Annotated in this window: 11 protein-coding genes; 5 read left to right on the top strand and 6 right to left on the bottom strand. The window is 65.5% G+C overall.

The genetic code is table 11. From position 1 onward, the window contains the following. Positions 1–19 precede the first annotated feature (19 nt). Positions 20–328: a hypothetical protein gene (locus tag NPS29_RS01830; protein ID WP_274130361.1), complete on the bottom strand. Its 309-nt coding sequence runs from the start codon at positions 326–328 to the stop codon at positions 20–22. A gap of 234 nt (positions 329–562) precedes the next feature. Between NPS29_RS01830 and NPS29_RS01825 the strand changes: the two genes are divergently transcribed. Both NPS29_RS01825 and hglS read left to right on the top strand, forming a co-directional pair. After that, entirely contained in the window at positions 563–1807 is a 1245-nt protein-coding gene (locus tag NPS29_RS01825) for a 2-aminoadipate transaminase (protein ID WP_274130359.1), read from the top strand. A gap of 14 nt (positions 1808–1821) precedes the next feature. Next, on the top strand, positions 1822–3216 hold the full coding sequence (hglS, locus tag NPS29_RS01820) for a 2-oxoadipate dioxygenase/decarboxylase HglS (RefSeq protein ID WP_274130357.1): 1395 nt from the start codon (positions 1822–1824) through the stop codon (positions 3214–3216). A gap of 21 nt (positions 3217–3237) precedes the next feature. Here the strand turns inward: hglS and NPS29_RS01815 are convergent, their stop codons facing one another. The 5 genes from NPS29_RS01815 to NPS29_RS01795 all read right to left on the bottom strand — a co-directional run bounded on the left by NPS29_RS01815 (position 3238) and on the right by NPS29_RS01795 (position 10548). Then, positions 3238–6201 (bottom strand): bpX6 domain-containing protein, encoded by a 2964-nt coding sequence (locus NPS29_RS01815; protein ID WP_274130356.1) that lies wholly within the window; start codon positions 6199–6201, stop codon positions 3238–3240. Next, entirely contained in the window at positions 6188–8017 is a 1830-nt protein-coding gene (locus NPS29_RS01810; RefSeq protein WP_274130355.1) for a hypothetical protein, read from the bottom strand. Before NPS29_RS01810 ends, NPS29_RS01815 begins: the two co-directional genes overlap by 14 nt. Beyond that, positions 8017–8454 carry a hypothetical protein gene (locus NPS29_RS01805; protein ID WP_274130353.1) on the bottom strand — a complete coding sequence of 146 codons (438 nt, stop codon included), beginning with the start codon at positions 8452–8454 and terminating at the stop codon, positions 8017–8019. The genes NPS29_RS01810 and NPS29_RS01805 overlap by 1 nt, the downstream gene beginning before the upstream one ends. Before the next feature lie 5 nt (positions 8455–8459). Further along, entirely contained in the window at positions 8460–9581 is a 1122-nt protein-coding gene (locus NPS29_RS01800) for an AAA family ATPase (RefSeq protein ID WP_274130351.1), read from the bottom strand. A gap of 106 nt (positions 9582–9687) precedes the next feature. Beyond that, complete coding sequence (locus tag NPS29_RS01795) at positions 9688–10548, bottom strand: LysR substrate-binding domain-containing protein (RefSeq protein WP_274130349.1); 861 nt, start codon at positions 10546–10548, stop codon at positions 9688–9690. 136 nt (positions 10549–10684) lie between these two features. Here NPS29_RS01795 and NPS29_RS01790 point away from each other — a divergent pair, with 136 nt between their 5' ends. From NPS29_RS01790 to NPS29_RS01780, 3 genes are read left to right on the top strand one after another with little or no spacing between them, the layout of a single operon-like run. Beyond that, positions 10685–11737 (top strand): agmatine deiminase family protein, encoded by a 1053-nt coding sequence (locus NPS29_RS01790; protein ID WP_274130347.1) that lies wholly within the window; start codon positions 10685–10687, stop codon positions 11735–11737. Positions 11738–11740: 3 nt separating this feature from the next. Beyond that, positions 11741–12649, top strand: a complete 909-nt coding sequence (aguB, locus tag NPS29_RS01785; protein WP_274130345.1) for an N-carbamoylputrescine amidase — start codon at positions 11741–11743, stop codon at positions 12647–12649. Position 12650: 1 nt separating this feature from the next. Further along, a complete protein-coding gene (locus tag NPS29_RS01780; RefSeq protein ID WP_274130343.1) occupies positions 12651–13748 on the top strand; it encodes an extracellular solute-binding protein in 1098 nt (365 codons plus the stop codon). Positions 13749–13750 lie beyond the last annotated feature (2 nt).

Here is a 13750-nt window from a genome sequence, read left to right as displayed (position 1 = left end):
AGCCAGCGTGGATGCGGCACTATTGCCCTTTGGTGCGGCTGCTGTCTTGCGAGCCTTCGCCGCCTGAGGTCTTGCTGCCGAAGCCCGAATTGCCGCCGCTACCGGCTTCGCCACCGGAACCTGGCAGGGCAGTGCCCTTGGTGGCCTGGCCGTTGGTGCCTTCGGGGCTGGATGATTTATCCGTCGAGGTGGATTTGCCGCTCGACGTCGATGCCGAGTTGCTCATGCCGCTGGAGGTGCTGCCTGGCGTGGTTTCAGCCATTACCGGCATTGCCAGTACACAGGTCAGGCCAGTCATGGCCATCAAGCAGGTCAGTTTCTTGTTCATTGGAATGACGCCTCATCGTTGGAAAAAACGGAGCAGGGCGATGGCGTCTTCGCCGATCGCAATATCCTTGTGACTGGCCGGCGCAGCGGAAAGGTTTGAAAAAATGCCGAATCTGCGATGAACGGTTGCAGCACTTCATGAATGAATGGAATGAGCCCGCGACTATTTATCGTTTGTCTTGCCCGGCAGCCCTCGCTTGAATGGACGCACTTTCACCAGGAACTGCGACAGGCCATGAATCAGGACTGCATCAGCCAATCGATCAACATCGTCCACCCCGTGGAACTGACCCATGGCCGCAACGCGCAGGTCTGGGATACCCACGGCAAGCGCTACATCGACTTCATTGCCGGTATCGGCGTGCTCAACCTGGGCCACTGCAACACCGCTGTGGTCGAGGCGATTCGCGAGCAGGCCGGGCGCATGGTCCACGCCGCGTTCAATGCCGTGCCCCACGATCAATACGGCGCGTACATGCGCGCCCTGGCGGGGTTCATTCCGGTCAGCTACCCGGTGTCCGGCATGCTCACCAACAGCGGCGCGGAAGCGGCGGAAAACGCCCTGAAGATCATTCGCGCCGCCACCGGCCGCGGCGCTGTCGTGGCCTTTGACGGTGGCTTTCATGGCCGCACCCTGGCGACCCTGAACCTCAACGGCAAGGTCGCGCCGTACAAACAGAAGGTCGGCAGCCTGCCGGGGCCGGTGTTTCACCTGCCATATCCGAGCGTCGACACCGGCGTCACCGCCGAGCAAGGGCTCAAGGCGCTGGAGCGGCTGATCAGCGTGGAGATCGATGTCGAGGAAATCGGTGCGATCTTCGTCGAGTCGGTGCAGGGTGAAGGTGGTTTCCTTGCCCTGGACGCCGATTTTGCCAAATCCCTGCGCGGGTTCTGTGATCGCCACGGCATCGTGCTGGTCATCGACGAGGTGCAGTCCGGGTTTGGTCGCACCGGCGAGCGCTTCGGTTTCACCCGCCTGGGGATCGAGCCCGACCTGTTGTTGCTCGGCAAGAGCATGGCCGGCGGGGTGCCGCTGGGTGCGGTGGTCGGTCGCCGGGAGCTGCTCGACACCTTGCCCAAGGGCGGGCTGGGCGGCACCTATTCCGGCAACCCGCTGGCCTGCGCTGCAGGGCTGGCAACGCTTGCGCAGATGACCGATGAAAACCTCTCGCGCTGGGGCGAGGAGCAAGGGCAGGCGATCGCCCGCTATCATGCTCGCTGGAAAGAACGCTTCACCTGTGTCGGGCGCCTGAGCGGTGTCGGCGCGATGCGCGGGCTGGAGCTGGTCAACCCTGACGGCAGCCCGGCGCCGCAACACCTTTCGGCGATTCTGGCCAGCGCCCGTGAAGCCGGGCTGTTGCTGATGCCCAGCGGCAAGGCGCGGCATATCATCCGCCTGCTGCCGCCGTTGACCACCGAACCGGCCATTCTCGAAGAAGGCCTGAATATCCTGGAACAATGCCTGGCTCAACTGGCCTGAGCGGAGACCGTCCAATGAGCAATTTCGTTTCCCCTGATCGCATTCGCGCCGATTTTTCCCGGGCGATGAGCGCCATGTACCAGCAGGAGGTGCCTCTGTACGGGGACCTGATGCAACTGGTCGCCGACACCAACGCCCGCACGCTCCAGGCGCAGCCTTCGCTGGCCCAGACCTTGACCCATACCGGAGAAATCGAGCGCCTGGACCTTGAGCGACACGGCGCGATCCGCGTCGGCACCGCAGAAGAACTGGCGACCCTGGGCCGGCTGTTCGCGGTCATGGGCATGTTGCCGGTGGGCTATTACGACCTGACGCCAGCGGGCGTGCCCGTGCACTCCACCGCCTTTCGCGCGGTGGAGGAGGCGGCGTTGCGCGCCAGCCCGTTTCGCGTATTCACCTCGCTGCTGCGCCTGGAGCTGATCGAAGACACGCAGCTTCGCGCCTTCGCCGAGCGCACCCTGGCGGCGCGGCAGATCTTCACCCCGCGGGTCATCGAGTTGATCCAACAGGCCGAGGGCGAAGGTGGCCTGACCGAGGCGGCTGCCAGCGAGTTCGTGACCCAGGCGCTGGAAACCTTCCGCTGGCACGGGCAGGCCACTGTGAGCCTGGCCGATTATCAGCGTCTGGATGGTGCCCATCGCCTGATCGCCGACGTGGTGGCGTTCAAGGGGCCGCACATCAACCACCTGACGCCGCGCACCCTGGACATCGACAAGGTTCAGGCCGACATGCCGTCCCGTGGCATCACGCCCAAGGCTGTGATCGAAGGTCCGCCACGACGCCAGTGCCCGATCCTGCTGCGCCAGACCAGCTTCAAGGCGCTCAACGAAGCCATCGATTTCGTCGGTGCTCAGGGCGTGGAGCAGGGCAGTCACTCGGCGCGCTTTGGCGAGATTGAACAGCGCGGTGTGGCGCTGACGCCCGAGGGCAGGGCGCTGTACGACTCTTTGCTGGGTCAGGCGCGGGAGGCGCTGGGGGGCTTCCCTTCAGAAGCCAACGCGCTGCGCTACAGCGAATTGCTGGCCGACGTCTTCAAGGCGTTCCCCGACGATTACGACACCCTGCGTCGCGAGCGACTGGCGTTCTTCCGCTACCGTGCCGTCGAGCCTGCGGGCGCCGGAGACGAGGCGTCTGCCGATGTGGAGGCGCTGCTGGCCAGCGGGCGTCTGGCCTGTGAGCCGCTGGTGTACGAGGACTTTTTGCCGGTCAGTGCCGCCGGAATCTTCCAGTCCAATCTGGGTGACAACGCCCAGGCTCAGTACGCGCAGGTGTCCAACCGTGACGCTTTCGAGCAGGCGCTGGGGCGTGAAACCCTGGATGAACTGCAGATCTACGCGCGCACCCAGCAGGCCTCGCTGGACAATGCCCTCAAGGCGCTGGTCGTGCCCGGCCACGCTGCAGCGATCTGACTCAAGGTCATTGTCGGTGCTTCATTGCACCGACAGGCCCTGGGCGATGGCGCTGGCTGTGTCGATATGGCACAGCCGGCCCTGATGGTCGAACAGCACCCATTCATTGCCCACACAGCGCAGTTGCGCATGGTGCAGCGGCCAGTGCAGAACTGCGCACAGGCGGTCACTGCTGCGGTGAATGAAGTGCCAGCGGGCGTCATCCTCGCCGACCCCGTAGCAGACCACCAGCCACTGCTCGAACGGGTAGACGTGCAGCGGGTCGACCGACTCTTCAAGCAGGCCGGGCAAGCGATAGCCCTTGCTCGCGCCGTTTTCGTGGACCATCAGCACCGGGTCGCTGTCGGCGGCGTACTTGATCCAGTATTCGGTGGTGCGGCCAGCCGCGTTGAACACCTGGGCGCTGTGGGCCTGATGCCTGGCAGGCGTCGGCTCTCGGCTGAGCAGGCGGCGGTCGGGCAGGCGGTAGTGCCAGATCAGGCTCTCTTGCCCGGTGTGCAGCAAGGCTGACTCGTTGCGCTCGTCATCGCGGATGTAGGCCACTTTCCCCGGCAGGTCGCTGACGTGCCAGAGGGTTTCGAACTTGCGGTCCACGTCCACCACGCGCAACTGTTCGCCTCGGCCCACCGTCCAGGCAGTGCCGTCGAAGGTTCTGGCGAAGGCGTCGAGCATCAGCACCCCCAGGTCGCTGGCGCTGCGATTGACCAGGTCCAGTTTGCAGATGCGCCAGACATCGCCGCGCCGGGCCAGCGCCAGTGCAACCTGACGGCTCTGGCCCTGGACGATGACCTGGGTCGGCACCGGGAAGTGAAAGAGCGTCTTGCCGCTGGCGTCGACCACCAGTGCGCCAGCCTCGCCCAGCGCCAGCAGGAAGCGCCCGTCGGGCAGCGGCACCGCGTCAGAGATGCTGCGGTTGCCTGGCTCCGGCGCGGTGAAGGTCAATGGCTGGCTTGCCCGTTCGAGGCCCAGGCTGGCGAGTCTGTTGCGCGGCAGGGCGTTGCCGGGCAGGTCGGCCTGCAGCAGTTTGTCCTTGCTCATCTTCACCAGCGCTTGCAGCTGGTTCTGGCTGAGATACGCTTGCGGCCCGGCCTGATCGCAGAGCATGGCCCGCACGGTCGCGGCGGCGAGCCAGGCCAGCGCTGGGCTGTGGGTCTTGTGGGCCAGCAGCGCCTGGGCCAGGGTGGCGCGTTCGGTGATGCGCTCGGGGTCGTTGCGCAGTTTGTCGACGAAGGCCTCGTAGCGGGTGAGGGTGTCGGGAAGCAGGATGGCCCGCTTGACCAGCGCGCTAATGGCCAGGCTGCCGCCAGCGGATTCGGCGGCGAGCAGCCATTGCGCGGCGCGCTCGCGTTCGGCCGCAAGGCTCCAGATCACGTCCACCGCCTGCAGCCACAGGCCTTTGTCGATCAGCGCCAGCGCCCATTCCAGGCGCAGGCGTGCAGCGGCTTCAGGCCACTTCTTCTCGAGCAGGATCACTGCGTCGCAGAACGCATTGTCCCGTCGCGCCACCTGCAATGCCCGTTGCCAGTCCCCGGCCAGGCACAGCAGGCGCACGATGGTCGAGGACGGCATGTCCCAGGCCAGCGCCAGGTCGGCGGCCTGCTGCTGACGCTGGTGTTTTTCCAGGTAGTCGAGTGCTTCCTGTCGGGCCCTGAGCAGTTCGGCCAAAACGAACACCGCTTCTTCGATGCGCCCCTCGCGGTCCAGCCGCTCGAATGAGGCTCGGTAGATCTTCTTCAGATGGCCTTCCAGATCGGCTTCGAACAGCATGTTCGAACGTGGCGCCGACTGCTGCGAAAGGGTCAGGTCGTTGCGCCGGGTGGGCGTGCCGAATGCCTGGCCGCCATCAGGATCGCCGCTGCCCAGCGGGATGGCGTGGCGCAGTGCTTCCTGCAGATCGCCATTCTCGAACATCTCCAGCATGCGCTGCATATACGCCGCCTGACGCTTGCCGTACAGCGCCGACAGCCGCGAGTTCTGGGTCAGGCGCGTCAGCCAGCGCCGCCACCTGGCCGGACCACGCGGCTTGCCCGATGCCCGTGCCCTAATGCCAGGTTTTACAGGACGGGCGGCGGGTGCAGCGTTGCCCTTGGCGGTCGCTTTGACGGCGGCGGTGCCTGCCTCGCCGCGGCGCATCCAGGCGCGCACCGCAATCAGCGCCAGCGTCAGGAGCAGCGATCCTGCGATTGTCCAGAACACCGCACTGCCCAGATCGAATGTCGATGGGTCTGCCGCACGCGCAGGCTTCACCGCCCTGGCCGCAGAACCCGCGGGGCTCACCTGGGAATTGTTGTAAGTGTGCAGCCCGTAGAGCCCGAAACCCACGGCCACGGCGACGTAACCGGCCATGCTGTCTTTCATCAGGCCGGCGCCTTGCGGCGCATTCACCGGGTTGGGCGTGGGTTTGGCAGCAAGTTTGCTGTTTGCCGTCGCTGTGCGCTGGCGCTCGAGCAGCGCTCGCATCACCGCCTCCCGCTCGGGGCTGACCGGGGCGAGGGAATCGCCGAGGATTTCGCGGATGTCGGTCTGCACGGCCAGTGGCTCGGTTTCGGCTTCGGGGAGCACTTCGCGGCAGTCATAGGTGTCGAGCAGGGCGTACTGGCTGACGTCGATCCACTGGCCCGGCGCCAGGGTCGTGGCATCGCGCAGGTACAGGGCGTTGACCTGGGTGCCGCGCACCAGCCAGACATCGGCGTGGGCCAGGCGCTGGATTTCTTCATTCGTCAGCCGTGCCGAGCAGAGCGTGCGGCCCTGGCGGATCAGCGGCCAGCCGGCAAGGCCCTCGCACAGCCTCGGACTGGCCTTGGGAAAGCGCAGCAGGTCGCCCTCGGCAAAGCGAAAGGCCCGTGCGCCGGTCTGCCAGTGGGCGAGGATCAGGCGAGCCCGTTCCTGCTCGCTGAAGCGCTCGGCGGGAAACCACAGTGCTTCGATCTGCTGGTAGCCGGTCAGCGCCGGACGGCGAATGGTGACTGCGTCAGGTCCGGACATGGGCGTTGTCCTCCGCATCCGCTTGTGTCTGATTGCACATGATCTGCAACACCCGGTGGTCAGTGCGCACCGAATACACCACCAGTTCCCTGGCCTTGGTCAGCGCGGCAATGAGCCCGCTCATCGGGCAGAAGCTGATGCGTACGATGGTGTCGTTGGTGGTGAACAGCACGTGTTGCTCGCCGCGCTGGTACAGCGAGACAGTGCGCTGGATGGGGCCGGTCAGGACCATGGAAAACACCCCTTCGTCGTCGATCAGCAGCCCCAGGCCTTTCCAGCCGGGGGCGAGGTCAAGCTGTTCGGTCTGCCCGTCCGGCGACACCAGTTGCCACTGTTGCTGATCCTCGACCTGGCGCATCCAGGCGCAGCCGGCAAAGGCCTGCTCCCAGCGAGAACTGGCCGGGAACAGTACCTGATCGACCTGTCTGGCCGTACCGACCACATGGCCCTGGCTCTGGGTGAGCCAGGGATTGATCCGGTGCACGTAGAGCCTGCCGGCATCCAGGCGCAGATAGGCCAGCATGCTGCGGTCGACCTGGGCCATGCCCACCACCTTATCGGCCATGGAGTGGGTGATACCGGGCTGGTGCGGGGTGGGCAGCTTGCCGTTGTCGATCACCCAGAACGCCAGATGGCCCTGGTTGTCGAGCAGGAACACTCGGCCATAGGTGCCGTTGTGCAACCAGATCACCGGCAGCAGCGCAGCGGTGCCCACAGGCGCCTGCAGTTGCTCGCGGCCTGGCCTTGGAACGTGCTTGACCCCGGCCATGTTCCAGAACACCAGTTGTTCATCCATGCTCAGGATCGCCCCGGGCATGCGCCCCGGGAAGGTAATGGCCAGCGGCGTGCCCCGTGCGCTCCAGTGAGTCTGGCGCACGTCGAGGGTTTTTTTCTGCCGTGGTGCCGGCAGCTTGATGACCACCAGACCCGGCTCGTCGAGCATTTTCAGGGCGACATGGCTGCCGTTGTTGGCAATGATCGGTGCCAGCGTCAACGCGACCCGAGGAATGTGCGCCTTGATCGCTGTGCGGGCGATCTGCCGGGCGATGTCGAACTCGCCTTTGATCAGTTGTAGCGCCATGCGCGGCTCGGGGTTGGGCAGGGCGACTTCCCGCGCCGTGCCGCCTTGCACCGCGAAGGTCAGGCTATGGCCGTCGAGGCTGCGCTGGATGTGCACCCGATGGGTACAGGTGCTGGCATCGGTGGCGGGCAGGCGCTGGCCGACGAGCCAGCGTTCGCCGCTGTCGTACGCCTGTTCCGCGAGCCAGTTGCGCCACCCGTGCCAGTGTTCATCGCTGACGGTGTGGTAGGTGCGGGCGTCGAGCAATTGCTTGAGGTGTGCCGCGTCCTTGAACTCATGCAGGTGCGGCCTGTCCTGCAGGATGCCCCAGCGCAATTCTGCACCGGCTTCGCGGGCACGGCGGGCAAGCAGGATCAGCAATGCCAGGTGCACCAGCCTCGGTCCGCCCAGTTGCAGGGGGCCTGCATCGAACAGCACGACAATCATGCGATTGGCCTGATGGGTGCGGTATTGCGGCGCCAGAAACAGATGCTCGCCCACCGCCGCCCGACGCAGGAATTCATCGGGCAATTCCTCGGCCAGCAACCACTCGCTGGTCAGCAGGCGCTCATAGGGGCCACGACGCTGCAGGTCGCCCAGGCCGTCGGGTTCGGGCACGCCGCCCTGGTGCATGCCGCGCAACGGGCCGAGCAGCGGATTGAGGCGGGCGAAGAGGTCCGCCAGCAGGGGCAGTTGTCCGGGGGTGAACCATTGCAGCCATTCGCGCCAGGGTTGCAGGGATTGCGGTAATTGCATCAGCGACCTGCCCACCCGTCATGAATGCGTTGCAGATGCAGGGCCGTGACAGGCAGGCATCGGTCCAGCGGCAGCACCACGGCGGGTGCATGCCACAGCAGAAGCGGCGCGCGGGCGAATCGGTCGAGCAGCGCCTGGCCTATCAGATCCAGTGGCACATCGGGTTCCCAACTGGTGGGCAGCCACAGGCCGGGCGCGGCGGGCTCGGCGCAGGCGTACTCGACGCCCTCGACCCACGGCAGGTCAACGGCATCTGCGGTGACGATCAGCACATCGTGGTTGGCGGTGGCTTGCAGGCGCGCGGTCTGTTCCTCGGGCATGCGCAGCAGCCTTGCGTGCAGGCGTGCGCAGGCTTCGCCCCAGGCCACCGCCGCCTGGGGTTGGCCGGGCTCGCGCCGCGCCCGCCAGTTCCAGTCGATGGCAGGGGCGCTGGCCATGTTCGTCATGCCTGGGCCGTCAGCAGGTGGGCCACGCGACCTCGGGCCTCGTGCAGGCGCGCAGGGATGGTCTGGCTGTTGAAATTGGCATCGATCTCCCGCAGCAGCGCTTCGAGCAACGGGCTGGCCGGCGGTTCGCTGCGGCTCAGGTAATCCTCGGCGGTTTCAAGCAGACGATGCAGGCGCGCCATGGGTTGCAGCGTCGCTTCCTCCACGGCGCTGAACAGGTGGCTGTTGCTGCATTGGGCGAACAGGTCCTGCAACACCTCACGGCCGTGCTGCTGGATCTCCCGGGTCGGCAGCACGTAGAGCAGCGGCCAGAGGTCGGCTTCGGTGGCCAGGCGCTGCCCGCGCAACAGCGCTGCGGCGGCGATCAGGCGCTGAGACTTGACGATGCGCCGGTCCGACAGCTGAATGCCGGCCTCGCGCAACCGGCGAATGGCCTGGGCCAGCGCCGGGCGGACCTGGGCCAGATCGACGTCCTTGAGCGCCTGGCCCAGGGTGTCCAGTTGGGTCAGGCCGAGCAACTGTGGCACCGGACGCTGCTCCGACTGCCAGCCGCCGGCGAGCATCGCTTCGAGCTGGTTGTCGGGCACGGCATCGACGAACAGGTGCAGCAGGAAGCGGTCACCGAAGGCCGCCAGCGACTCGTCGTCGGGCAGGCCGTTCGCCGCGCCGACACAGACCCGCAACGGGCACTGCACCTGGGTGTGGCCGCGGCGGAAACGCCGTTCGTTGAGAACGCCCAGCAGGGTGTTGAGGATGGCGGTGGAACCCAGGAAAACCTCGTCCAGAAACACGATGTCGGCTTCGGGCAGCATGCCGCTGATGTCGGTTTCCACGGTGCCTTCGCGCAGTTTCTTCAGATCCACCGTGCCGAACAGCTCCGAAGGCTCGGTGAAGCGCCCCAGCAGGTACTCGAAATAACGCCCGCCCATGGACTGCGCGACCCGGCGCACCACGGCGCTCTTGGCGGTGCCGGGCGGGCCGACCACCAGGATGTGCTCCTGGGCGACGGCCGCCAGCACGATCAACTCGGCCAATTGTTCACGGCCAACCAGGCCCTCGGTGGCGGCGCGGACGGCGTGGCGGATCTGGGTGGCGGCGAGGTCGAGCGAAGCGGACATGGGGGGCATCTTCCCTGATTCTTGAAGGGGTCTATCTTGCCTGAAGGCGAGGGCGAACTGGCAAGTTCATCGGCACGCAAGGCCCAATCTTGAGCCTTGCGCGCGCTCAATCGCGGCTCAACTGCGCCTGCAGCCAGTGGCTGAAGCTGCGCGCCATGGGGTCGTTTTCGCTGTCGCGATGGGTCAGCATGGCCCAGTTCGGCCCGCGAATAGTGCCCTCAACCAGCGGCTGCAACAGCCCCTTGGCGCGGGCATCCTGGCCGACCAACTGGCTGACCAGTGCGATGCCAAGTCCGCTGCAGGCGGCGTCCAGCAACAGGCCCGGATCGGAGAAATTCAGCCCCTGATCCTGCTGCCCGACATCGACCCCGGCTTCCACCGCCCAGTGGCTCCAGTCCATCTCGCGCTCGCCGTGCAAGGTGGTGCGCAGCTCGGGGGCCACTGACAGCAGGTCAGGGTGGCACGCCGGGTACAGGCGGTCGGCGTGCAGTACCTTGAAGCTGCATTCGGCTTGGGAGCTGATGTCGTCGCGCACGGCGATATCGATGGTCTGGGTCGCCATGTCTGGCACTTCATCGGTAGTGAACAGCCACAGGTCGATCCGCGGATGCTCAAGCCGAAACTCCCCAAGGCGAGGCAACAGCCAGTGCCGGGCAAAGGCCGGGGTGGTGTTGAGCACCAACTGGTTGGGCTTCTGATACTGGCCCAGACGGCGGATGCCCACCGCAAGCTGTTGCAGCATGGCCTGGGTGGTGCTGAGCAGGTCGTGGCCGGCGTCGGTCAGGCTGACGCTGCGCCCGCTGCGGTAGAACAGCGGCTGTTCGAGATACGCCTCAAGGCTGCGAATCTGCTGGCTGATCGCGGACTGAGTGAGGTTCAGCTCCTCGGCCGCCTTGTGAAAACTGCCCAGTCGGGCGGCCGCTTCGAAGCCTCGAAGCGAGCTGAGTGGTGGCCAGTGTTTAAGCATGATCGATAAGCTCCCCTAATCAGTTTTCGGCAAAATCCATCGTTTGTCCGCCTGTTTTGCCGCACGTAGCATGGAATCCAACGCCAGCACGGCCGTTGCCATTGAACACAATGGCTTAACTCTAAGGGCTTTTTCCATGCAGCAGAACAACAAAAACAGCAGCGGCTGGCGCATGCCCGCCGAATGGGTGAACCACGCAGCGACCTGGATGGTGTGGCCGCACAATCAGGCGCTGTGGGAGTCGGGTTGGCGCGTGACCCTGCCACAGGTGCAGGAAGACTTCGCCGGAGTGGCCAACGCCATCGCCCGCTTCGAGCCGGTCAAGATGGTGGTCGACCCCAGCGCCGTTGCCAGCGCCGAACGCCTGTGCGGACCGAACATCGAGCTGATCCCGCTGGCGGTCAACGATAGTTGGTGCCGCGACTCCGGCCCCAGTTTCGTCTGCCACCCTGAACAGGGGCTGGCTGGGGTGAGCTGGCGTTTCAACGCCTGGGGCGGTAAATCGGTCCACGACCTGGACGAAGGCCTGGCGCGCCGCGTGCTCAACCTGCTGGGCGGACAGTGCTTTGGCACGCCGCTGGCCAATGAGGGCGGGGCGATTCATGTGGACGGCGAGGGCACGCTGATCACCACCGAATCGGTGCTGCTCAACCCCAATCGCAACCCGGGCGTGACCAAGGCCGACTTCGAGGAAGTGTTCAGCCGCCTGCTCGGCGTGACCAAGACCATCTGGCTGCCGGGCGATCCGGATTACGTGACCGGCGACATGACCGACGGCCACGTCGATGGCGTCTGCGCCTTTGCCCGCCCCGGCGTGCTGCTGGTCGATGCCACCCGCGACCAGAGCTCGGTATATGCCAAGGTGGCGCGAGAGAATCGCCGGGCGCTGGAGCTGGCCACTGATGCGCGAGGCCGCCGCTTCGAGCTGATCGAACTGTTCGAAGCCAGCGAGGCGGTGGACCCGGAGGCCGACGTGTTCTGCGCGTCATACACCAATTTCTACATCTGTAACGGTGCGATCATCATGCCGGCTTACGGGATCGAGGCAGACCAGGTCGCGGCGCAGACCTTGGCCTACGCCTTCCCCGGTCGTGAGGTGGTGCCGGTGCGCATCAACCATCTGGCCCACGGCGGCGGCGGGGTGCATTGCATCACCCAGCAGCAGCCTGCCTGGTCGGTGGAGGCCTGAGCCATGACCGTGATCAACGTCGCCACCACGCAAATGCCGTGCACCTGGGATCTGCCGAAGAACCTCGACCGCGCCGAACAACTGGTGCGTGAAGCCGCCGCTCAGGGCGCCCAGGTGATTCTGCTGCAGGAACTGTTCGCCACGCCGTATTTCTGCATCGAGCAAGACCACCGGCACCTGGCGCTGGCTCAGGAGTACGGCAACAGCGCCATCCTCAAGCGTTTCGCCGACCTTGCCCGGGAGCTGGGCGTGGTGCTGCCCTTGAGCTGGTTCGAGAAGGCCGGCAATGCCTACTTCAACTCACTGAGCGTGGCCGACGCCGACGGCCGCCTGCTGGGTGTGTATCGCAAGACCCATATTCCCAATGCCATCGGCTATCAGGAGAAGGAATATTTCAGCCCCGGCGATACCGGTTTCCGGGTCTGGGACACCGCATTCGCGCGCCTCGGCGTAGGCATTTGCTGGGATCAGTGGTTTCCGGAAACGGCGCGCTGCCTGGCGCTGATGGGCGCCGAAGTGTTGTTGTTTCCCACCGCCATCGGCTCCGAGCCCGGCTGCGCCACCCTGGATTCCCGCGACCATTGGCAGATGACCATGCGCGGCCACGCTGCGGCCAATCTGCTGCCGGTGATGGCGTCCAATCGCGTGGGCTGTGAAGTGGCGGCCAGCGATGCGGACCTGCAAATGCGCTTCTACGGCTCCTCGTTCATCTGCGATCACAAGGGCAAGCTGCTCGCCGAAGCGGACCGTGAGCGCGGCGGCGTGACGTTGCAGCGCCTGGACCTGGCGGCCATGGAACAGGAGCGCCTGACCTGGGGCATCTTCCGCGATCGTCGCCCGGAGATGTACGGGGCGCTGTTGAGCCAGGACGGTCGTCGCCTTCATTCACGCTGGAACGGGCAAGGAGTCTGACATGGGCATCGCTAGCCGATATTTGCTTGGCGCACTGGCTCTGGCCTGCGCAATCCCCGCCGCTCAGGCCGAGGAGAAAATCCTGCGGCTGTACAACTGGGCCGACTATTTTGCCGAAGACACGCTCACCCGTTTCACCACTGAGACCGGCATCCGGGTGATCTACGACGTGATGGACGGCAGCGAAACCCTGGAGGCCAAGCTGCTGGCCGGCGGCAGTGGCTATGACCTGATCTTTCCCGGCGACACCGTGGCCGAGCGTTTGATGCGCGCCGGCAGCCTGCAGCCGCTGGATCAGGGCAAGATCACCGCGCTGGGCGACATCGAGCCCGGTTTGCAGGCGCTGCACAACCATTACGAGCATTCGAGCCAGGCCACGGTACCCTACACCTGGGGCACCATCGGCCTGACCTACAACGCCGAGCAGATCAAGCAGCGCATGAGCGATGCGCCGGTCAACAGCCTGGACATGTTGTTCAAGCCGGAACTGGCGGCGAAATTCGCCGATTGCGGGATCTCGATGATCGATTCCCCCGACGAAGTGCTGGCCGTGGTGCTCAACTACCTGGGCCGCGATCCACGCAGCGGCAAGCGCGAAGACCTCGCCGCCGCCAGTGACCTGCTGCGCAAGCTGCGGCCCTACATTCGCAAGTTCCAGTCGCAGCCTGTGACCGATCTGGTCAATGGCAACCTGTGCCTGTCGCTGGGTTATAGCGGCGACATGACCCAGGCCCAGCGCACCTCGGACAGCGCCGGCAAGACTACGCGCTTCCAGTACCGCATCCCCAGGGAGGGCACCACGGTGTGGATGGACACCATGGCCATTCCCGTGGACGCCCGGCATCCGGACTACGCCTACGCTTTCATCAACTTCGTGATGCGCCCGGAGAACATGGCCGCCATCAGCAATTTCACCGGCTACCCGACCTCCAACGCCAAGGCGCGGCCGATGGTCGATGCTTCCATGCGCGACAACCCGGACATCTATCTTGATGAAGCCACCTATAAACGCCTGATTCCGGGCAAAGACATTCCCCAGGCCGACATGCGGGCACGCATGCGCACCTGGACACAATTCAAAACCGCAACTGCAAAGTGATT

This window comes from Pseudomonas putida (genome assembly GCF_028682175.1).
Lineage (GTDB): Bacteria > Pseudomonadota > Gammaproteobacteria > Pseudomonadales > Pseudomonadaceae > Aquipseudomonas > Aquipseudomonas putida_AD.
This window is presented reverse-complemented; position numbering and strand designations above follow the sequence as displayed.

Excerpts from the sequence above, each read along its gene's own strand:
- NPS29_RS01790 (WP_274130347.1), top strand. The coding sequence starts at position 10,685 with ATGCAGCAGAACAACAAAAACAGCAGCGGCTGGCGCATGCCCGCCGAA.
- NPS29_RS01800 (WP_274130351.1), bottom strand. The coding sequence starts at position 9,581 with ATGTCCGCTTCGCTCGACCTCGCCGCCACCCAGATCCGCCACGCCGTC.
- NPS29_RS01795 (WP_274130349.1), bottom strand. The coding sequence starts at position 10,548 with ATGCTTAAACACTGGCCACCACTCAGCTCGCTTCGAGGCTTCGAAGCG.
- NPS29_RS01825 (WP_274130359.1), top strand. The coding sequence starts at position 563 with ATGAATCAGGACTGCATCAGCCAATCGATCAACATCGTCCACCCCGTG.
- NPS29_RS01805 (WP_274130353.1), bottom strand. The coding sequence starts at position 8,454 with ATGGCCAGCGCCCCTGCCATCGACTGGAACTGGCGGGCGCGGCGCGAG.
- NPS29_RS01780 (WP_274130343.1), top strand. The coding sequence starts at position 12,651 with ATGGGCATCGCTAGCCGATATTTGCTTGGCGCACTGGCTCTGGCCTGC.
- hglS (WP_274130357.1), top strand. The coding sequence starts at position 1,822 with ATGAGCAATTTCGTTTCCCCTGATCGCATTCGCGCCGATTTTTCCCGG.
- aguB (WP_274130345.1), top strand. The coding sequence starts at position 11,741 with ATGACCGTGATCAACGTCGCCACCACGCAAATGCCGTGCACCTGGGAT.
- NPS29_RS01830 (WP_274130361.1), bottom strand. The coding sequence starts at position 328 with ATGAACAAGAAACTGACCTGCTTGATGGCCATGACTGGCCTGACCTGT.
- NPS29_RS01810 (WP_274130355.1), bottom strand. The coding sequence starts at position 8,017 with ATGCAATTACCGCAATCCCTGCAACCCTGGCGCGAATGGCTGCAATGG.
- NPS29_RS01815 (WP_274130356.1), bottom strand. The coding sequence starts at position 6,201 with ATGTCCGGACCTGACGCAGTCACCATTCGCCGTCCGGCGCTGACCGGC.